This is a genomic window from Agromyces sp. NBRC 114283 (assembly GCF_030268405.1).
GTDB classification, from domain to species: domain Bacteria; phylum Actinomycetota; class Actinomycetes; order Actinomycetales; family Microbacteriaceae; genus Agromyces; species Agromyces mediolanus.
On sequence record NZ_BSQP01000001.1, the window covers coordinates 344,873 to 365,160 of the forward strand.

At 71.0% G+C, this 20,288-nt stretch carries 19 protein-coding genes; 11 read left to right on the forward strand and 8 right to left on the reverse strand.

Annotated features, from left to right (window positions below):
• The 7 genes from QSJ60_RS01635 to pknB all read left to right on the forward strand — a co-directional run bounded on the left by QSJ60_RS01635 (position 1) and on the right by pknB (position 8,938).
• The gene (locus QSJ60_RS01635) at positions 1-735 is read left to right on the forward strand and encodes an FHA domain-containing protein (RefSeq protein WP_230765126.1); all 735 of its coding nucleotides are present in this window, start codon (positions 1-3) and stop codon (positions 733-735) included.
• The gene (locus QSJ60_RS01640; protein ID WP_285462289.1) at positions 732-1,274 is read left to right on the forward strand and encodes an FHA domain-containing protein FhaB/FipA; all 543 of its coding nucleotides are present in this window, start codon (positions 732-734) and stop codon (positions 1,272-1,274) included. Before QSJ60_RS01635 ends, QSJ60_RS01640 begins: the two co-directional genes overlap by 4 nt.
• 3 nt (positions 1,275-1,277) lie before the next feature.
• Complete coding sequence (locus QSJ60_RS01645) at positions 1,278-2,507, forward strand: Stp1/IreP family PP2C-type Ser/Thr phosphatase (RefSeq protein ID WP_189083951.1); 1,230 nt, start codon at positions 1,278-1,280, stop codon at positions 2,505-2,507.
• Positions 2,508-2,637: 130 nt separating this feature from the next.
• On the forward strand, positions 2,638-3,987 hold the full coding sequence (locus QSJ60_RS01650) for an FtsW/RodA/SpoVE family cell cycle protein (protein ID WP_229781629.1): 1,350 nt from the start codon (positions 2,638-2,640) through the stop codon (positions 3,985-3,987).
• Complete coding sequence (locus QSJ60_RS01655; RefSeq protein ID WP_189083952.1) at positions 3,984-5,438, forward strand: peptidoglycan D,D-transpeptidase FtsI family protein; 1,455 nt, start codon at positions 3,984-3,986, stop codon at positions 5,436-5,438. Before QSJ60_RS01650 ends, QSJ60_RS01655 begins: the two co-directional genes overlap by 4 nt.
• Entirely contained in the window at positions 5,435-7,177 is a 1,743-nt protein-coding gene (locus tag QSJ60_RS01660) for a protein kinase domain-containing protein (RefSeq protein WP_285462290.1), read from the forward strand. The genes QSJ60_RS01655 and QSJ60_RS01660 overlap by 4 nt, the downstream gene beginning before the upstream one ends.
• A 66-nt stretch (positions 7,178-7,243) precedes the next feature.
• Complete coding sequence (gene pknB / locus QSJ60_RS01665; protein WP_230765132.1) at positions 7,244-8,938, forward strand: Stk1 family PASTA domain-containing Ser/Thr kinase; 1,695 nt, start codon at positions 7,244-7,246, stop codon at positions 8,936-8,938.
• Between the two features lie 37 nt (positions 8,939-8,975).
• On the opposite strand, the gene QSJ60_RS01670 is transcribed toward pknB, so the two are convergent.
• The 3 genes from QSJ60_RS01670 to QSJ60_RS01680 are packed head-to-tail and all read right to left on the reverse strand — an operon-like array spanning position 8,976 to position 10,506.
• Entirely contained in the window at positions 8,976-9,608 is a 633-nt protein-coding gene (locus QSJ60_RS01670; RefSeq protein WP_285462291.1) for an anthranilate synthase component II, read from the reverse strand.
• A complete protein-coding gene (locus tag QSJ60_RS01675; RefSeq protein ID WP_189083956.1) occupies positions 9,609-9,764 on the reverse strand; it encodes a hypothetical protein in 156 nt (51 codons plus the stop codon). It abuts the gene before it with no gap.
• Between the two features lies 1 nt (position 9,765).
• A complete protein-coding gene (locus tag QSJ60_RS01680) occupies positions 9,766-10,506 on the reverse strand; it encodes a class E sortase (protein WP_230765137.1) in 741 nt (246 codons plus the stop codon).
• Positions 10,507-10,667: 161 nt separating this feature from the next.
• On the opposite strand from QSJ60_RS01680, the gene QSJ60_RS01685 reads away from it, so the two are divergent.
• A complete protein-coding gene (locus QSJ60_RS01685; RefSeq protein WP_189083957.1) occupies positions 10,668-10,907 on the forward strand; it encodes a cell division protein CrgA in 240 nt (79 codons plus the stop codon).
• 239 nt (positions 10,908-11,146) lie between these two features.
• Here the strand turns inward: QSJ60_RS01685 and QSJ60_RS01690 are convergent, their stop codons facing one another.
• Together QSJ60_RS01690 and QSJ60_RS01695 are read right to left on the reverse strand one after the other, a co-directional pair.
• Positions 11,147-12,001 carry a rhomboid family intramembrane serine protease gene (locus QSJ60_RS01690; RefSeq protein ID WP_189083958.1) on the reverse strand — a complete coding sequence of 285 codons (855 nt, stop codon included), beginning with the start codon at positions 11,999-12,001 and terminating at the stop codon, positions 11,147-11,149.
• Positions 12,002-12,026: 25 nt separating this feature from the next.
• The gene (locus tag QSJ60_RS01695) at positions 12,027-12,578 is read right to left on the reverse strand and encodes a peptidylprolyl isomerase (RefSeq protein ID WP_189083959.1); all 552 of its coding nucleotides are present in this window, start codon (positions 12,576-12,578) and stop codon (positions 12,027-12,029) included.
• 120 nt (positions 12,579-12,698) lie between these two features.
• Here QSJ60_RS01695 and QSJ60_RS01700 point away from each other — a divergent pair, with 120 nt between their 5' ends.
• Complete coding sequence (locus QSJ60_RS01700) at positions 12,699-13,208, forward strand: DNA helicase (protein ID WP_189083960.1); 510 nt, start codon at positions 12,699-12,701, stop codon at positions 13,206-13,208.
• A 529-nt stretch (positions 13,209-13,737) separates the two neighbouring features.
• Positions 13,738-13,986, forward strand: coding sequence for a hypothetical protein (locus tag QSJ60_RS01705; protein ID WP_189083961.1), 249 nt, complete (start codon positions 13,738-13,740; stop codon positions 13,984-13,986).
• A gap of 123 nt (positions 13,987-14,109) precedes the next feature.
• On the opposite strand, the gene QSJ60_RS01710 is transcribed toward QSJ60_RS01705, so the two are convergent.
• Complete coding sequence (locus QSJ60_RS01710) at positions 14,110-14,547, reverse strand: NUDIX hydrolase (RefSeq protein ID WP_189083962.1); 438 nt, start codon at positions 14,545-14,547, stop codon at positions 14,110-14,112.
• Between the two features lie 78 nt (positions 14,548-14,625).
• Positions 14,626-17,004, reverse strand: coding sequence for a hypothetical protein (locus QSJ60_RS01715; RefSeq protein WP_285462292.1), 2,379 nt, complete (start codon positions 17,002-17,004; stop codon positions 14,626-14,628).
• Positions 17,005-17,172: 168 nt separating this feature from the next.
• Here QSJ60_RS01715 and QSJ60_RS01720 point away from each other — a divergent pair, with 168 nt between their 5' ends.
• A complete protein-coding gene (locus QSJ60_RS01720; RefSeq protein ID WP_285462293.1) occupies positions 17,173-19,710 on the forward strand; it encodes a helix-turn-helix transcriptional regulator in 2,538 nt (845 codons plus the stop codon).
• 15 nt (positions 19,711-19,725) lie between these two features.
• Here QSJ60_RS01720 and QSJ60_RS01725 read toward each other — a convergent pair whose 3' ends face one another.
• Positions 19,726-20,271 carry a putative immunity protein gene (locus QSJ60_RS01725; RefSeq protein ID WP_285462294.1) on the reverse strand — a complete coding sequence of 182 codons (546 nt, stop codon included), beginning with the start codon at positions 20,269-20,271 and terminating at the stop codon, positions 19,726-19,728.
• Positions 20,272-20,288: the final 17 nt, after the last annotated feature.

Sequence of the window (20,288 nt, forward strand, 5' to 3'; positions counted from 1 at the left end):
GTGGGCCTACTGGACAACTTCGAGAAGGGTCTCGAGCGCGCCGTCAACGGCGCGTTCGCGAAGACCTTCCGTTCCGGTCTCCAGCCGGTGGAGATCACCTCCGCCCTGAAGCGCGAGATCGACACGAAGGCCGCCGTCGTCTCGCGCGACCGCGTCCTGGTGCCGAACACCTTCACGGTGCGGATGTCGGCGGAGGACTACGACCGGATGTCCCGGCTGGGCCCCGCGCTCACCGACGAGCTCGTCGACCTCGTGCAGAAGCACGCCGCGAGCCAGCGCTTCCAGTTCGCCGGCGGCATCACCATCGAGCTGCAGCCCGATGCCGAGCTCAGCGTCGGCATGGTGCAGGTCGACTCGCAGAACGTGAAGGGCCAGGTCGCCTGGACGCCGGTGCTCGACATCGACGGCAAGCGCTACCCCATCATCAAGGGCCGCACGGTGCTCGGCCGCGGCAGCGAGGCCGACATCGCCCTCGGCGACACCGGCGCCTCCCGCCGGCACGCCGAGGTGCAGTGGGACGGCTCGCGCGCACGCGTGCGCGACCTCGGCTCGACCAACGGCACCCAGCTCGACGGCGCCCCGGTGTCCGACTCCGTCCTGGAGCCGGACTCGGTGATCACCATCGGGCGCACCCGCATCGTGTTCCGCGTCCTCGCGCAGGCCGCGGCCGCGCCGCGCCGCGAACCCGCGACGGAGCGCCACGACATGAACGGGTTCTGGGGGCCGGCCGAATGAGTCAACTCACCCTCCTCGTCCTCCAGATCGGCTTCCTGCTGCTGATGTGGGTGTTCGTGTTCGCCATCGTCTACGCCCTGCGCAGCGACCTTTTCGGCCAGCGGGTGCGCAAGCTCCAGCCCGATGCGGCGCAGGCCGGCACCCCGGCGGCGTCCGGCTTCCCGAGCTCGCCGATCACGCCCGGCGGCGGCACCCGCAAGCCGGCCCCGGCTCCTGCCCCGGCCAACGGTGAGATCGCCTCGGCGCAGAACGCCCGAACGCTCGTGATCACCTCCGGCCCGAAGGCCGGTGCCGAGTTCCCGCTCGGCCGTGACGAGATCACCATCGGCCGCTCGGCCGATTCGGCGATCATCATCCGCGACGACTACACCTCGACCCACCACGCCCGGCTCATGCTGTGGAACGACCGGTGGATGATCCAGGACCTCGATTCCACGAACGGCACCTTCCTCGACGGCTCCCGGGTGAGCGTGCCGACCCCGATCCCGCTCGGAGTCCCGGTCAAGGTCGGCGCGACGACGTTCGAGCTCCGGCGGTAGCCCATGACGCACGTCAAGGCGAGCGCGGCGGTCTCACACGTCGGCCGGGTCCGGAGCAACAACCAGGACTCCGGCTTCGAGGGCAACCACCTCTTCTTCGTGGCCGACGGCATGGGCGGTCACGCCGGCGGCGATGTGGCGAGCGCGATCGCGACGCACCGCATCGCGGAGGTCGACCACGCCTTCACCGACCCCACCGAGGCGGCCGCGACGCTCGAGGGCGCCCTGATCGCGGCGAACCGGCGGCTCGCGGAGACGGTCGCCGAGCACTCCGAGCTGACCGGCATGGGCACGACCGTCAGCGCGATGATGCTGACGGGCGACCGCGTGGTCATCGCGCACATCGGCGACTCCCGCATCTACCTACTCCGCTCGGGCGAGCTCAACCAGGTCACCATCGATCACACCTTCGTGCAGCGGCTCGTCGACGCCGGCCGCATCACCGCCGAGGAGGCGATGGTGCACCCCCGCCGTTCGGTGCTGATGCGCGTGCTCGGCGATGTCGAGGCCTCCCCGGAGATCGACACGATGGTGCTCGAGACCCGTCCGGGCGACCGCTGGATGCTCTGCTCCGACGGCCTGTCCGGCGTCGTCTCCTTCGAGGAGATCCACGACTTCCTCGCGAGCGATCAGAGCGCGAAGCCCGTCGCCGAACGACTCGTCAAGGCTTCGCTCGACGGCGGCGCGCCCGACAACGTGACCGTCATCGTCGTCGACATCGGCGAACCCCCCGCGCCGGAGACGCCCGGCGTCATGGTCGGCTCGGCCGCCGCGCCGCTCGCGTTCAAGACGCCCGAGCCCGCCCGGCCCCGCGGCATCCGACTCACGCCGTTCCGCCCGCACCCGGTGCAGGAGACGCACTTCGAACCGGACTCGGTCGACTACTTCGACGAACTGATCGAGGAGGACGAGCGCCGCCGGCGCCGCCGCCGCATCGTCTGGGGCGCCTGGATCGTGCTGCTCGTCGGCGCGATCGTCGCGGCCTTCGTCATCGGCTACCAGTGGACGCAGACCCGCTTCTACGTCGGCGAGCACAACGGGCGCGTGGCGATCTACCAGGGCATCCAGCAGAACCTCGGGCCGATCTCGCTGCACGAGCTGCACACCGAGACGACGATCGACGTCTCCGAGCTGCGCACCTACGATCAGCAGCGGGTGGAGCAGACGATCAGCGCCGACTCCTACTCCGAGGCGTCCCGCATCGTCCAGCGATTGGAGGCGTCGCTTGACTGACCCCATCGCCCCCATCTCGGCCGGCTCCCCGAGCTCGACTGGTTCCCCGAGCTCGACTGGTTCCCCGAGCTCGTCGAGGGGCGCCCGTCGCGCCGCCCGGGCCGCCGGCGAGCCGACGCCGCCCTCCGGCATCCGCCGCATCCGCCTGCCGCAGAAGCTCCGCAACCTCGAGCTCGCCCTGCTGCTCTTCGCCTGCGCGATCAACGCCGGCGCGATCGTGCTCGTGCAGCTCGGCGCGCTCGGGGCCATCGACACGCAGCTGATCCTGCTGGGCGCCGGGCTCTCGGCGCTCGTCCTGGCGCTGCACATCTCGATGCGCTTCGTCGCGCGCGACGCCGATCCCTTCCTGCTGCCGATCGCGACCCTCCTCAACGGCATCGGCATCGCGATGATCTACCGCATCGACATCGCCGAGGGCGACACCGGCTGGGACAGCGCGGCCGTGCGCCAGATCGTGTGGAGCGCCATCGCGATCGTCTGCGCGATCGTGACGATCCTCGTGATCCGCAACCACCGGGTGCTGTTCAAGTACACCTACCTGTCCGGTCTCGTCGCGATCGTGCTGCTCCTGCTCCCCCTCGTGCCGGGGCTCGGCGACGACCACGACGGCGCGCAGGTGTGGATCTCCATCGCCGGCGTGATGAACTTCCAGCCCGGCGAGATCGCGAAGATCGCCCTGGCCGTGTTCTTCGCGGGCTACCTCGTGCGCAACCGCGACTCCCTGTCGATGGTGGGCCGCACCTTCCTCGGCATGCGCTTCCCGCGGGCGCGCGACCTCGGGCCGCTGCTCGTCGTGTGGGCCCTGTCGATGGCGGTCATCGTGTTCCAGCGCGACCTCGGCACCGCCCTGCTCTACTTCGGGCTGTTCCTCGTGATGCTGTACGTCGCGACCGGTCGACTGTCGTGGATCGTGCTCGGCCTCTCGCTGTTCCTCGCCGGCGCCCTCATCGCGAGCCAGGTGCTCGAGTACGTGGGCAACCGTTTCGCAAACTGGCTGAACCCGTTCGACCCGGCCCGCTACGAGGCCGAGGTGGGCGGCAGCTACCAGCTCGTGCAGGGCCTGTTCGGGCTCTCGAACGGCGGCTTGATCGGCACCGGCTGGGGCCAGGGCCGCCCGGACATCACGCCCGTGCCGCAGTCGGACTACATCATCGCGAGCCTCGGCGAGGAGCTCGGCCTCGCCGGAATCTTCGCGATCCTCGCGCTCTACCTGCTGTTCGTGTCCCGCGGCTTCCGGATCGGTTTCGCCGGGCAGGACGACTTCGGCAAGCTGCTCGGCGTCGGGCTCTCCTTCGTCGTGGCCCTGCAGGTGTTCATCGTCGTCGGCGGCGTCATGCGCGTCATCCCGCTCACCGGCCTGACTACCCCGTTCCTCGCGGCCGGCGGATCCTCGCTCGTCGCGAACTGGATCATCGTCGCGCTGCTGCTGCGGCTCTCCGACACGGTCCGCAACCATCCGAGGCTGGTGATCGACGGATGAACCGCGAACTGAAGCGCATCACGATCCTCGTCTTCGTCATGTTCCTGTCGCTCTTCGTCGCCTCGACGATCGTGCAGTACGCGCAGGCGGAAGCGCTGGCCAACGACCCGCGGAACTCGCGCACGCTGTACGAGAGCTACTCGGTCGAGCGCGGCCCGATCCTCGTCGGCGGCGAACCGATCGCGTACTCCCAGCCGTCCGACGACGACTACAAGTTCCAGCGCGTCTACGCGAACGGCCCGCTGTACGCGCCGATCACCGGCTTCCTCCCGGTCAACGGCGAGGCGACCGGCCTCGAGCGCTCCCTGAACTCGTACCTCAGCGGCCAGTCCTCCACGCAGTTCTTCGACCAGCTGAACCGGCTGATCTCGGGCCAGGACCCGATGGGCGCCTCCGTCGAGGTCGCGATCGATCCCGTCGCCCAGCAGGCGGCGTGGGACGCGCTCGGCGACTACACCGGCGCCGTCATCGTCACCGAGCCCTCGACTGGCCGCATCATCGCGATGGTCACGAAGCCGACGTACGACCCGAACTCGCTCGCGGTGCACAACAGCGGCGAGGTCCAGGACACCTACCAGGCGCTCCTCGACGACCCGTCCGACCCGCTCTACAACCGCGCGACGGGCGGCGACATGAACCCGCCCGGCTCGGTCTTCAAGCTCGTCGTCACCGCCGCGGCCCTCGAATCCGGGCAGTACACGCCCGACAGCACCTTCCCGAACCCGGCCGAGCTCACCCTCCCCGGCACGAACTCGGTCGTCCGCAACACCGACGGTGGAACGTGCGGGGGCGGTGCGCAGGTGACCCTCGCGGACGCCCTCCGGCTCTCGTGCAACATCCCGTTCGCCGAGCTCGGCATGGCGCTCGGCGACGACGCCATCCGCGAGCAGGCGGAGAAGTTCGGGTTCGACTCGGAGTTCGACATCCCGACCGCGACGGAGCCGAGCACCTACCCGCGGGCGCTCGACGAGCCGCAGACCGCGCTCACCGCGTTCGGCCAGGGCGACGTGCGGGCCACGCCGCTGCAGATGGCGATGGTCTCGGCTGCGATCGCGAACGGCGGCATCGTGATGAACCCCAACCTCGTCGACCAGATCACGGCTCCCGACTTCACTCCGCTGCAGGAGTTCCAGAAGAGCGAGTTCGGCCGCGCGATCAGCAAGCAGACGGCCGACACCATGGTGCAGATGATGGTGAACGGCGTCGAGAACGGCGCCGCGAGTAATGCAAGAATAGACGGCGTCAGCGTGGCTGGGAAGACGGGCACCGCGGAGAACGGCGAGAGTGACCCGTACACTCTCTGGTTCACCGGTTTTGCCCCGGCCGACGCCCCCCAGTATGCGATCACGGTCCTGGTGGAAGACGGCGGGGGACAAGGGCAAGAGGGGTTCGGCAACGGAATTGCCGCACCGGTGGCGAAACAGGTACTAGAGGCGGTGCTGAACAAATGAGACCGAGCGCAGGGCTCACCTTCGGTGGGCGCTACGAACTGCAGTCGCGCATTGCGATCGGCGGCATGGGCGAGGTGTGGCAGGCCACTGACCTCGTCATCGGCCGACAGGTCGCCCTCAAGATCCTGAAGGACGAGTACCTCGGCGACCCGGGCTTCCTCGAGCGCTTCCGCGCCGAGGCCCGGCACGCGGCGCTCGTGAACCACGAGGGCATCGCCAACGTCTTCGACTACGGCGAAGAGGACGGCAGCGCCTACCTCGTGATGGAGCTCGTGCCCGGCGAGGCGCTGTCGACCATCCTCGAGCGGGAGCACGTGCTCTCGACCGACAAGGTGCTCGACATCGTCGCGCAGACCGCGGCCGCGCTCCAGGCCGCGCACGCGGCGGGCCTCGTGCACCGCGACATCAAGCCCGGCAACCTGCTGATCACGCCCGACGGGCGCGTGAAGATCACGGACTTCGGCATCGCCCGCATCGCCGACCAGGTGCCGCTGACGGCCACCGGCCAGGTGATGGGCACCGTCCAGTACCTCTCGCCCGAGCAGGCCTCCGGTCACCCGGCTTCGCCGACGACCGACATCTACTCGCTCGGCATCGTCGCGTACGAGTGCCTCGCCGGCCGCCGCCCGTTCACGGGCGAGTCGCAGGTCGCCATCGCGATGGCGCAGATCAACGAGACGCCGCCGGAGCTGCCGGTGACGGTCTCGGAGCCGGTCCGCAACCTCGTCTACGCGTGCATCGCGAAGAACCCGGCCGACCGGCCGCAGTCGGCCGCACACCTCGCACGGGCCGCGACCGCGCTGCGCCGCGGTGACGTCCAGGCCGCCGCGGCCGCGGTGCCGGCGGTGCTCGGCGCCGGAGACGGCACCGCCGCGACGATGCTCATGCCGCAGCAGGGGGCGCCGACCGCGGCGACCACCGTGCTCGCGGCCGGAGCCGGTGCAGCCGCCGGCGCGGCGCTCGGCGCCGACGGTGCGGCGGGAGCCGACGACCCCGAAGCAGGCAAGAAGAAGCGCAGCAAGTGGACGTGGCCGCTGATCATCCTGATCGCGATCCTCGCGATCGTGCTGATCGGCACGATCGTCGCGCTGCTGCTCAACGGCGGCAAGGCGGGTCCGTCGACGACGAGCGCGCCACCGAGCTCGAGTGCGCCGCCGAAGACCACCAGCGCGCCGCCGACCTCCGAGGCGCCCCAGACCGTGCAGATCGACCGCACGCACTTCATCGGCATGAACGTCGATGCGGCGCGAGCGGAGATCGAGGGCATGGGGCTCCCGGTGAACGCGGTCGAGGGCGGCCCGGCCTCCGAGCCCGGCCTCGCGAACACCGTCTCCGACGTGAACCCGAGCGGTCCGGTGCAGCCGGGCACGACGATCACCCTCACCTACTACGGGGAGCCGGAGACGCCGGCGGCCCCCGGCTCGGCGCCCACGGTGAACCCCTCCTCGGTGAGCCCGGGGCAGTCCTTCGAGGTGTCGTGGCCGGCCGCGAGCTGCCCCGCCGGGCAGACGCTCTCCGGTTACGCGATCACCGTCGAAGGCCCCGCCGCCCAGCCCTCCCCGGTGTCCGCCGACGTGCGCAAGGTCACCATCTCCACGAACAGCGACGCGACCGGCGAGGTGAGCGTGAGCTACAGCTACTTCTGCGGTCAGCTCAACTCCCCCTCGTCCCCGGCCGCAACCGTGACGATCACCTCCTCCCCGCTGCCCGGCAACGGGAACAACGGCACCGACGACTGACTCGCACTGGCGCGGCGCGGGGGCCCGGAGCACCCGAGCCGGAGCCGATGGAAAGGACTGCACGACGTGAACGATGAAGGACGCATTCTCGCGGGTCGCTACCGCGTGGGCGCGCTCATCGGGCGCGGCGGCATGGCCGATGTGCACGTCGGCACCGACACCCGGCTCGGACGGCAGGTCGCCATCAAGCTGCTGAAGCCGCAGCTGGCGACCGACCCGGCCTTCCGGATGCGATTCCGGCAGGAGGCCCAGTCGGCGGCGCGGATGGCGCACCCGACCATCGTGCGCGTCTTCGACGCGGGCGAGGAGACCGTGGTCGACCCCTCCGGCCACGAGGTGCAGCTGCCGTTCATCGTGATGGAGTTCGTCGAGGGCCGGCTGCTGAAGGACGTCATCAGCGACGGCCCCCTCGAACCGCAGGCGGCCGTACGGATCGCCGAAGGCGTCCTGACCGCCCTCGAGTATTCGCACCGCGCCGGCGTCGTGCACCGCGACATCAAGCCAGGCAACATCATGATCACCACCGCCGGCCAGGTGAAGGTCATGGACTTCGGCATCGCCCGGGCCGTGTCCGACTCGTCGACGACGGTCGCGCAGACCACGGCGATCCTCGGCACCGCGGCGTACTTCTCGCCGGAGCAGGCCAAGGGCGAGACCGTCGACGCCCGCACCGACCTGTACTCGATGGGCGTCGTCCTCTTCGAGATGCTGACCGGGCGGCCGCCGTTCCGCGGCGACACCCCGGTCGCAGTGGCCTACCAGCACGTCAGCGAGCGCCCGGTCAAGCCGAGCGTCATCAACCCGAAGGTCTCGCCGGCGCTCGACGCCGTCGTGCTGCACGCGCTCGCGAAGAGCCGTGACGACCGCTACCAGACGGCGGCGGAGTTCCGGGCGGATGTCGAGACGGCGGCGTCCGGCCGCGTTCCCGTGCACCGCGAGCCCGAAGGCGCGGCACTGCTGTTCGACGCGCCCACCGGCTCGCTCTCCAGCTCCGAGCTCGCCCTGCGGCAGCTCACCGAGGACGAGACGATGACGCGCACCCAGCGTCGCCCGCCGGCCGTCTGGATCTGGTCGGGCATCGTCGCGGTCGTGGTGATCGTCATCGCGGTCATGTACTGGGCGCTGAACCTGCAGCCCACGACCGAGCTGCCGTCCGACGTCGCGCGGGTCCCCGACCTCACGGGGCAGACGTACGAGCAGGCCGTCGATCAGTTGCAGGACCTCAACCTGCCGGCCACCAGGGTCGACCAGACCGACCCGTCGATCCCGGCGGGCCAGGTGATCGACACCGATCCCCCGGCCGGCGAGACCGTCTCGAGCGGCACGACCATCACCGTCTTCGTGTCCAGCGGGCGCGAGGCCGTCGCCGTGCCGGATCTCGCGAACCTGACGCTCGACCAGGCGAAGCAGGCCATCACCGATGCCGGCCTCGTCCCCGGCAGCGAGACGCGCGAGAACTCCCCCACCGTGGCCGAGAACACCGTGCTCGGCAGCGACCCCGCCGCCGGCACCTCGGTCGAGATCGGGTCGACCGTGAACTTCAAGATCTCGAACGGCCGGGTCACGCTCACCGATCTGACCGGCCAGTCCCTCGCGGCGGCGAGCTCGTTCCTGCAGTCGCAGAACCTGCAGCTCGTCCCGGTGCCCGTGCCCGATCCGGAGTGCGCCTCGCAGCCCGGTTCGCCGGTCACCCGGCAGTCGCTGCCGCCCGGCGAGGTCCCGCAGAAGTCCGAGGTCGAGCTGAGCTACTGCGCGGGCTGAGCCCCTCGCGGGCCGCGCTACTGCGCGGGCTGAGCCCCTACTTGAGGAGCGGGTTCAGGCCGGCGGCGCGCTCGCGCGCTTCGGGAAGCCCTGCGGCCGCGAGCCAGTTGCCGAGCATGCGGTACCCGCCCTCGGTGAGCACCGACTCCGGGTGGAACTGCACCCCGTAGATGGGTGCCCGCTCGTGGCGCAGCCCCATGATGACGCCTCCCTCGGTCCGGCTCGTGACGACGAGCTCGGGGGGCAGGGTGCCGTCGACGACCGCGAGCGAGTGGTACCGGGTCGCGGTGAACGGCTGCGGGACACCCGCGTAGAAGTCGCCGTCGTCGTGGCGCACGTTCGAGGTCTTACCGTGCATCAGCTCTTCGGCGTTGGTCACCACGCCGCCGAAGGCCTCCGCGATCGCCTGGTGCCCGAGGCACACGCCGAGCAGCGGCTGCCCGCTCGCGAGCGCCGCCTCGACCGCCGGGATGGAGATGCCGGCATCGGCGGGCTTGCCCGGGCCGGGCGAGACGAGCACGGCGTCGAACTCCGCGAGGCGCGCCGGCACGTCGGCGACCGCGATGTCGTCGTTGCGGATGACCTCGGTCTCGGCGCCGAGCTCCTGCAGGTAGCCGTTGAGCGTGTAGACGAAGCTGTCGTAGTTGTCGATGACGAGGACGCGGAACATTTACTCCACCGTGACGTTGATCGGGTTCAGGATGTGGTCGACCCAGGGGAACACCCAGGTGAAGAGGGCATAGACGGCCGCTGCGGCCAGCACGAGCATGATCAGCAGCCGCAGCCACCACGGACCGGGCAGAATGCGCCAGAGGGCTCCGTACACGTCACTGCTCCCATCGTGCGACGTCTGCCGCGATCTCGGCTGGCGGCCCGGCGGACAGCGGCTGCCACGACTCGAGCACCCCGTAGGCGATCAGGCGCTCGGCGGTGGAGTAGAGCGGGTTGCAGGTCGTGAGGGTGACGATCCGGTCGGTCGCCTGCAGGTCCGGGCGGTGCGGCACCGGGGCGAGGACGTCGACCGTGTCGGGGGTGACGTACTCGAAGTCCCGGAAGCGGTAGGTGTACCAGCCGTCCTTCGTCTGGATGAATATGCCGTCGCCCAGCTGGAGCTGCTCGATCTCGTGCATGCCGCCGCCGTAGGCGCTGCGGTGCGCGGCGATCGCGAAGTTGCCGACCTCGCCGGGCATCTGCGTCTCGGGGTAGTGCCCGACGCCGAGGTCGAAGCTGTTCAGCACGTCGAGGCCGTAGCCCTGCGCGATCGTCCGCACCGAGTCCACCGTGTCGGGGCTGTTGAACCGAGGCACGTACATCACCGCGAACGGCTCGGCGTTGCCGTACTCGCTCGTGTCGACGACGGGATCGCCGTAGTCGGCCGGATCCGGCGGCGGGGCGTCGCCCCGGGTCGCGCGCTCCTCCTCGATCCACTTCGACGACTGGGTGGATGCCGCGGCGGACTGCTGCCCGGCCATGATCGCGTCGTTCCACCAGAGCTGCCAACCGAGGAAGAGCAGGATGAGCACCCCCGCGGTCACGAGGAGTTCGCCGAAGACCCCGACCACGCTCACCCGTGGGCGCGGCCTCGCCGGGCGACGCGAGGCGCGTCGCCCACCCTCAACCGGCGCGGGCGCGGACATACCCGTGAGTCTACTGCCGCCCGGCTGTGCCGGAACCGTGCGCTTCGCCGCCGGGATGGGCTCCGCGCCCCGCCTCGGCTAGAATCTCGGGCATGGCACGTGCGAAATCCCCGAAGCCCGCGAACGCGGAGCAGCCGAGCGGCGAAGAGGCCCCGAACCCTGTCTGGTTCAAGCCCGTCATGTTCGGCTTCATGCTGCTCGGACTGGCCTGGATCATCGTGTTCTACGTCTCCGGCGGGGCCTGGCCCATCGCCGACCTGGGTCCGTGGAACATCCTGATCGGATTCGGCATCGCCTTCATCGGCTTCCTCATGACCACCCGCTGGCGCTGACGCCGGCCGAACCGACGACGAGAGAGGGGCGGGTGCTTCGGCACCCGCCCCTTTCTCATGCCGAGCGAACCGCTTTCCACAGCTCTCCACAGCGTTCTCCCCATTCTCCACAGAGTCCTGTGGAATCTGGGGATAACCCAGCTCGCGGCGAGATTGCCGGGAATCCGGGCTTCTGGAGCGGCACCCGCTGAATCACACCTCTGTAATTCTCCCCAGACTGTGGAGAGGGTGTGGATAACTCAGAAGGCGCCGATCTTCCAGCGGGCCACGAGGAAGCCGAGCACGAAGAGCGCGACGACGAGTCCGGCGAGCAGGCCGATCTGGAGTCCGCGGCGCGAACGGTCCCGCGTCTCGAGGTAGATGAGCCCGACCAGGGCGCCGCCGATCAGGCCGCCGAGGTGGGCCTGCCAGGAGATGTTCGCGCCGGGCAGGAATCCGATCGCGAGGTTGATGGCGAGCAGCACGTAGAGCTGGGTGAGGTTGCCGCCCAGCCGTCGCTGGATCACGACGAACGCGCCCATCAGGCCGAAGATCGCTCCGGATGCGCCGAGCACCCAGGTGAACGGGTCGGCGAACACGACGACGCCGATCGAGCCGGCGAGCCCCGCGATCAGGTACAGCGCGAGGAAGCGCCAGCGGCCAAGCATCGACTCGAGCAGCTGGCCGAACAGCCACAGCGTGTACATGTTCAGCAGCACGTGCAGGATCGAGCCGTGCAGCAGCAGACTCGTGAGCGCCCGCCACGGCTCGATCGACAGCACGAAGGCCTGCGGGGTGAACGCGAAGAGGTTCGTGAGCAGCGAGCCGGTGAGGAACTGCAGCAGGTAGACGACGAGCGTCACGCCGATGATCGAGTACGTGACCACCGGAGCGCCGCGGCCCGCAGCGCTCCGCATGCGGGTGAAGGCGGCCGGTTTCGTGCGCGGCGCCTGTGCGCGCTGCTCACGCATGCACTCGGGGCAGATCACTCCGACGGGTGCCGGGGTCTGGCACTCGCCGCACACGGTGCGGCCGCAGCGCTGGCACAGCACGTAGCTCCGCCGATCGGGATGCCGATAGCAGAAGTCCTCGCGGGACGGCGCGCCCTCGCTCACCCGATGCTCGAGATTCTCGGGCGGGTCAGCGCTGCTCGATGGCGATCGACTCGATCACCACGTCCTCGAGCGGCTTGTCGCGGCCGTCGGTGGGCACCGCGGCGAGCTTGTCGACCACCGCCTGGCTGGCGGCGTCGGTCACCTTGCCGAAGATGGTGTGCTTGCCCTGGAGCCAGGTGGTCGGCCCGACGGTGATGAAGAACTGGGAGCCGTTGGTGCCGCCGCCGGTGATGCGGTCGGGGCCGGCGTTGGCCATGGCGAGAACGTAGGGCTCGGTGAAGTCGAGCTCGGGGTTGATCTCGTCGTCGAACTGGTAGCCGGGACCGCCGATGCCCTGGCCGAGCGGGTCGCCGCCCTGGATCATGAAGCCGGGGATGATGCGGTGGAACACGACGCCGTCGTAGAGCGGCACACCGCTCTGCTTCTGGCCGGTGCCCGGGTGGGTCCACTCCTGCTCACCGGTCGCGAGACCGATGAAGTTGCGCACCGTCTTCGGCGCGTGGTTGCCGTAGAGCTCGACCTCGATCGGGCCGTGGTTCGTCGTGATCGTCGCAACAGCGGTGGGGAGAGCAGCCATGTCGGCCATTCTCTCATGCACGAAGCGGCATCCGCTGGCAACCCCCGACGACTCCCACCTCGTTTCCAGGCGGTTCGGTGGCAAGATGGAGGAGTTCGCTGCACAACGATGGAGGTCGACATGAGCCTGTCACGCAAGCGCCGGAAGGAACTCAAGCGGCTGCGGGGGAGTGCGGAAGAACTGTGGGGGAACCAGCAGGCCGTACTGGAGCACGCGAATTCCGTCGCCCGTGAGGCCAGCCGCCAGCTCGGCAACCTGACGCGCGAAGAGGTCGTCCCGCGGGTTCGAGACGGGTACCAGACGTACGTCCGGCCCGGGATCGACACCGCGCGCGTCGTCGCGAAGCGCGCCGGCGACACCGCCGAGCGCACGGTGGGCGGCTTCCTCGGCTCGCTGCTCTCGGTCGGCGACATCGCCAACGACACCCGGGTGCGCCGCGCGATCGAGCGCGTCAACCCGCGCGCCGTGGTCGTCGAGCAGAAGAAGGGCCCGGGCGTCGGCACGATCCTCGCGATCGGCGCCGGCGTGGTCGTCGCCGCCGGCGTCGCGTACGCCGTCTGGCAGACGTTCCGCGCCGACGACGAGCTCTGGGTCGCCGACGACGAGCCCGAGAGCCCCGCGGCATCCTGATCCCCCGCGTCCCTTCCGACGCGCACCATTGAGCGATGGCCCCGCTGATCCAGCGGGGCCATCGGTGTTTCCGCATCGTTCGGATCCGATTTCGGCCAGGCACTTGCGCGGGCGGCGCGAACACCGATAGGTTCGTGACCGTTCGTTTCCGCCGAGTTTCAGAGAGGAGTGATGACCGATGATGAAGCAGACTTTCCAGTCGCCCGCCGGCCACACCTTCCTCGGCGCAGCGTTCGCGGCCTCCGTCGCCGCCTGCTGAGCCCGGGCTGAGCGCCGCCAGTCTGCACTGGCCCCGTCGCTCCTGAAGGCTCCAGCCCCACGGGTACATCGCGCCATCGAGGCGCATCGCCCATCACCGAGTCGGTGACTCGGACGCCGTACGCTGCGGCTCCCCGCTCCGGAACCTCCGGTGCGGCCGCGCGACGCCGGTCCGCCCGGACCCGTCGCGACTGAGACTCGGCGCGCCCGCGCGCGTCGACCCGGCTCCGACCATCCTCGGCGCCGACCATCCTGAAACGAAGGAACCATCGTGAATCCCACGACCATCACCACCATCGGGACCACCGAATCCCGAGCGAGCGACGTGCGCACCGGTGCGCGCATGCTCCGCGAGCGCGTGGCCGCACGGCTCGGGCTCGCCCTCCTCGAATGGAGCCGTCGTCACGACGAGAGGCGCACGCACCGAGCGGTGGCGCACCACCGCGAGGCGCAGCGCATCGCGACGGCGCTCCGTGACGAGGAGTTCGCCCGCATCGCACTGAGCGTCACCGCCAGGTGACCCCGTGAGCACCGTACGTCCCGCCGGGTGCACCGCCTCGGCGCCGATCCAACGGCCCCGTCCGCTCGGACGGGGCCGTTCCCTTTTCTCCGAGGCGGCGACGTGCTGCCGGGCGAGGACCGCTCAGCGCTGACGCCCGTCGGCGGGCTCCTCGGCGTTGAGTCGCAGCCCGATGTCGAGCAGGCTCACCCGCTTCAGCCGCGGAATCTCCTCGAGCCGCACCCAGCGCGCCTCGTCGCTCGACCCGCCCACCTCGTTGCGCAGCTCGCCGCCGACGACGTGCGCGCGGTACACGACCCGCATCGCGTAGAGCGGCGCCTGCCCCGTATTCCGCCGCTCCGCCGGGATCACCATCGTGTCGATGCCGAGCAGGCGATCGATCTCGGCGTCGTAGCCGGTCTCCTCGCGGATCTCGCGGACCGCCGCTTCGAGCGGATGCTCCGACCCCTCGATGCCGCCACCGGGGAGGGTCCACCCCGAGCGGCCGTGCTCGTTCCAGTGCGAGAGCAGCATTCGCCCCTGGTCGATGATGACGCCATACGCCGCGATGCGGATGTCCATTCGGTCACTGTACCCGCACGGGCCGAAGCCCCGGCGCCCGCACTGCACGCGGACGCCGGGGCGGTCGGATGCCGGGACTCAGCCCAGACGGCGGCGCAGGAACACCGTGCCGCCGGCGGCGAGCAGCGCCATGGCGAGCAGCGTCAGGCCCCCGATCGCGGCGCCGTCGACGCCGGTGTCGGCGAGGCTGCTCCCGTCGCCCGTGCCCGGGTTCGGGCTCCGGCCCGGAGCGGGCGTGCCCGGTCCGGGCGTTCCCGGGCCCGGCGTGCCCGGCCCGGATGCCGCGGTCACGGTGAGCGTCGCGCTGGCGATCCGGTCGCCGCGACCCACGGTCACCTCGTACTCGCCGGGATCGACCCCGGTCGCCCGAAGGGTGTAGCGCACCACACCGTCGCCGTCGGGCACCGCCGTACCGATCTCCTCACCGTCGAAGAACACCGAGACCTCCTCGCCCGCGGTGAAGCCGCTCGCGGTCAGCGCCACCCCCGCTCCGGCGAGGGCGTCGCTCGCGATGCTCGTCTGAGCGAGCTCGAGCGTCGGCTCGCCGGGGCCGGGGTCCGCCGTGACCGTCAGGGTCGCCTCGCCGAGCACATCGCCGGCCGCGAGCGGGCCGACCAGCGCGAACGGCTGCACCGGCAGGACCGGAGCGAAGCCCGGACCCTCGACGAGCTGCACGAGGTACGAGCCGGGAACGACGTCCGCGACGCTGAACCGCAGCGACCCCCCGCCTGTCGGCGAGCTCGTGAAGGCACCGACCTCGTCGCCGTCGAACAGCACCCGGACCGGGAGTCCTGCAGGCAGGCCATCGACGTCGAGGGCGACGCCGCCGCCCTCGAGGTCGCCGCTGCTGAGCTCGTTCGGCGTGAGCACGACCTCGGCAGGGACCGCCGGGTCCTCGGTGACGACGAGCTGAGCCGAGGCCTCCCACTGGCCACTGCGGAGCAGCACGGTCGAGGTGCCGACCGGCGCGCCGGCCCGGACGAGCTGGGTCGCGACCGCGCCGTTCGCATCCGACCGCACGGTGGTGACGAGCTCGCCGTCGAAGCGCAGCTCCACGTCGGCGTTCTCGGGGAATCCGGCCCCCGTGACCCCGACCCCGGTGCCGGCGAGTCCGCTCTGCGTGACCGACCCCGGCGACACGGACGCCTCGGGCTCGTAGACGATCGGGTCCTCGGTCACCTCGAAGCCGGTCTCGGCGCTCCACTGCCCGCTGCTCAGCACGACCGTGTGCGGCCCCGGCGCGACATCGGCCCGGACGAACACGTGCGTGAGCGCCCCGTTCGCGTCGACCGAGACCGTCGCGACGGTCTCGCCGTCGACCGCGATCGCGACCGGCTCGTTCGGCGGGAAGCCGATGCCCTCGATGGTCACGCCGTCAGAGCCGAGCTGCTCGACCGTCAGCGACGCGGGCGAGGCGCTCGCCTCCGGGTCGTACTGCACCGGGTCTGCTTCGACGGTCAGCGTGGCCTCGGCCGACCACTGCCCGGCGGTGAGCCTCACCGTGTGCGCACCCGGCGCCACGCCGGCCCGCACGAGCGTCGTCGCCACGGACCCGTCCGCGCCGCTCGTCACCGTGGTGACCGGCGCGCCGTCGAAGGCCAGCTCCACCGCCGTCGACGGCGGGAAGTCCGTTCCGCTCACGGCGACGCCCGCCCCCGCGAGCCCGGAGACGGTCACCGTGGCCGGGTCGACGGCAGCGGTCGGCGAGTAGCTCGGGTCCTCGACGATCGTGAGCGTGGTCTCGGCCGAGCGCGAGCCGCTGACGAGGCGCAGCGTGTGCTGCCCGACCGTGGCGTTCAGCCACGCGAGCTGCACGGCGACGTCGCCCTGGTCGTCGGCCGTGCGTTCGGCGGCCTGCTCGCCGTTGACCGTCAGCGCGACGGTCGAGCCCGGCACGAAGCCGGAGCCCGTGATGTTCAGCGCGCCCGCCGGGTCCTGCGCCTGGGAAAGCGTCGCGGGGTTCGGGGTGACGCCCATCTCCGGCGCGACGCCCGCGACCGCCGCATCCCAGCTGAACTGCATGCCCTCGCACAGCAGGCCGACGCCGATCATGTCCGCGGCGTTCGAGCCGGCGCTCGTGACGGTGCCGTCGTCGTTGAAGACGCCGCCGAGCCAGTACTCCGCGGAGTAGTCGGCGTCGATCTGGTAGGTCCAGTTCGCGGAGAACGAGCCGTCGGCCGCGATCGGCGTGACCGGGATCTCATTGAACGGGACCACCGTGTTGCTCGGCGGAACCCCGCAGGCGGCGTACGACGTCGTGACGACATCGGTCACGGCGCCGCCGCTCACGGTGATCGAGAAGTCGAAGCCGTGGCTGTTCTCGCCGGTGTACACGCCGTCCTGGGGGGCGGCGTGGGCGGGCAGCGCCACGGCGAGGCCGCTCGCGCCCACCGCGAGCACCGTACCGGTGAGTGCGGCGAGCAATCGCGACCATCGTGGTCGACGGGTCGTGGTCATTTCGTGTTCCTCACGGTTCGGGCGGACACAATCAGGCACACGCTACGGCGGCCCCCGATCGGGTCGCATCCGTAGAACCACGCAACATCCGGAATGTCATCCTCTGGAGTGAGCCGGTGGGTGCGGGATTCCAGATACTCTGACGCCAACCGTGTCGGAGGGGACCCGATGATCGTTGGCAGAACAGCAGAGTTGGCGCGTCTGCGCTCCGCCCTCGGCGCGGAGCCACCCGGGCCCGCTCACCGTTTGGTATTCCTCGAAGGCGCGATCGGCATCGGCAAATCCGCCCTCGTCAACGAGTTCCTCGCAGCCTGGCGAGGGGCTCGTGTCCTCTTCGCCAGGGCCGACGAACTCGACTCGGGCATCCCGTTCGACGGGGTCCGCGGCATCCTCGAGTCCCTCCTCGACACCGAGCTCGGCCCCCTCCTGCAGGCCCAACGCTCGCCGCGCGCACTGCTCCGCTCGGTCCGGACCGGCCTCACGGCCTCCCCCGCCCTCCTCGTGATCGACGACGCGCACTGGCTCGACGCCGCTTCGACCGCGCTGATCGAGCAGCTCCTGCTGGAGCCCGCATCCCTCGGCCTGCGACTGCTGATCAGTCACCGCACCGGACGCGCACCAAGTGCCCTCGCGGCCGCGGCGCGTCGCAGCGGGAGCTCGATGCACCGCATCGTGCTCGCCCCGCTCGCCCCGGAGGACGCCAGCGCCCTCCTCGCGAGTCAGGGCGTCGACGACGCCCGACTCGTCGCGCTCGGCGGGGGGAACCCGCTCTTCCTCCGTCTCCTCGCCGAAGGACACCACCGGAGCGGGGCGATGCAGATCGATCCCGTCGAGGCGGTCGGAGCGAGCCTCGACGACGCCCTGCGGGGCGAGCTTCTGGCGCTCGACGAGGAGGCCCGGGCGCTCCTGGGAGCCATGTCGCTGCGCCAGACCGTGCCACCCGGTGCGCTGCACCTCGTCGCCGGCATCTCGGCGGAGGCCGGGGCGCGTGCAGCGGATCGGCTCGCCGCGCGCGGGCTGATCGACGTCGAGCGGATGCGGGTCGCGCATCCGCTCATCCAGGCCGCCGCGTACCGCGGCATGTCCTCGTCGAGCCGCCATCGTGCGCACCGACGCGCGGCGCAGCACGCGAGCGATGCGATCGAGCGGGCTTCACAGCTCCAGCACCTCGGTCCGATGCTCGACGGCGCGGAGCTCGCGGTCATCGTCCAAGCGGCCGGAATCGTGCTGGCCACGTCACCGCGGAGCTGCATCGGATTGCTCGAGCGAACACGACCGGTGCCGTCGCGCGAACGCGATCTGCTGCTCGCTCGCGCACTGCTCCTCGACGGGCGGCCCGCCGAGGCCGAGGGGCTGATCCGCTCGGCGTACCGGGTCGAAGAGCCCAGCGGAGCCGCACTGGCTCTGCTCATCCAGTGCCTGCGCATCCAGGGACGGCCCGACGAGGCGGTCGAGCTCGCCGTGGGGGCGAGCCCCGCAGCGTCCTCCCCAGAGGTGGCCGTCGAGCTCGCGACGCTCGAGGTGATGCACGACGGCAGCCCGAGCGTCCGCTCGAGCGACCGCCTCGAAGCGCTCGATCCCGCACGCAATCCCCCGCTGGCGGCCGCGATGTCCGCGCTGCGCGCACTCGCCCATCTCCGCGGCGGCGAGCTCGAACTCGCGCGGCGCGAGTATGCGAGCGCCAAGCACGGCTTCGCCCGGCTGTCCGGGAACGAGGTGCTGTCCGTCATCGACGCAGCGACCGCGCTCGGCTGGTGCGCGCACTTCCTCGGCGACTTCGACGAGGGTGCTGAGCTCCTCGAACGCGCGCTCGGACTCGCGGAGCGGCACGGTCGTTTCCACGCGCTCCCCCACCTCTACGTCGTGCTGGCCTTCATCTGCATTCCACTCGATCGCTGCACCGAGGCGGAAGAACTCGTCGAGCTCGCGATCGATGCCGGACGCAGATACAACTGGCCGGACGCGATCCCACTCGCAGCGACCGCGGCGCTCGTGGCAGCGCCGGGACGGGTCTCCCCGGCAGAGCTGCGCTCCCGCTACCGCCGGCTCCAGGACGCGGGCCTCCCGCAGATCGCGTGGTGGCGCCGCATCGTCGAGCTGTTCAGCGTGCGCGCGGCCATCCGACTCGGTCTCGAGGTCGATCGCGCGCCGCTCGCGGTGGGGCCGCACGACCTCTTCGGCGGACAGAAGCACCTCGGTCTCGGCGAACTCGCACTGGCGTCCGGCGACCCCGCGACCGCACTCCAGCACGCCGAGGCCGCGATCGCGGTCGGGTTGCGCGCGCGGCACGCTTCTCAAACCGGTCATGGCCTGCTGTTCCGCGCTCAGCTGTTCCACGCACTCGGCCGGAACGCGGACGCCCGCGAGGATGCGAGCCGCGCGGCCGACTGCTTCCGTCGCGGCGCAGCGCCGTTGTACGCCGGCTTCGCTGAGCATTGGGTGCAGCAGCTGTCGACCCCCGGCCCTTCGACCCCGGCTGCGCTGGCCGAACGCGGCGGCCGAGCCGCCGCCCTGGAGGGCGCGGCGCTCACCCCGCGCGAGCGCACCGTAGCCGAACTCGTCGCCGAAGGGCGCAGCAACCGCGACATCGCCGCCACGCTCCACCTCAGTCCGCGAACGGTGGAGACCCACGTCTCACGGATCCTGCGGAAGACAGGGCTGCGCTCGCGGGCGGGCCTGGCGCGACGCCTCGACGCAGCGGGGTGAGGACCAGGGCCGCTTTCAGCTCGGGCGAGAGGCGCCGAGCGCGGCCTGGATCTCGCGGATGGTCGTGGCGAGTACGCCGGTCGTGAGCAATCCCGGTCCCAGCGGGCCGGCGGAATCCGTGCCGAGCAGCGGGAGGCGCGCCAAGGCGTCGCGCGCTTCGGGCGTCAGCCGCTGGAGCTGCCACTGCACTTCCTCGCGCCGAGCGGACTCCGGATCGCCCGCGGCGAGGGCCGCCGCCTTCGCCGCGTAGGCTGCTGCGCCGAGCGCGTGCGCGCCCATGTGGGCGACGCCCGCGGCCTGGCCGGCCGCTCGCGCGGCAGCCACCGCGGCGGGGGTCCTCGCCGAGCCGGCGGCCCGGCCGGCGACGAAACGGATCCGGATCTGCCCCGCGGTGTCGAGCTCGCCACGGCCGAACGCCCGCGCGCGGTCGATGCCGTCGCGCGCGCGATCGTCGGCGTCGGCCTCCGCCTCGAAGAGCGGCAGGACCCGCTCGGCGCACTCGGCGGCCCAGGATGCGACGATCCTGCGGTCGGCCTCGCTGAGCGCCTGCGGTGTGGTCATGCGGAACCCCCCGGTGA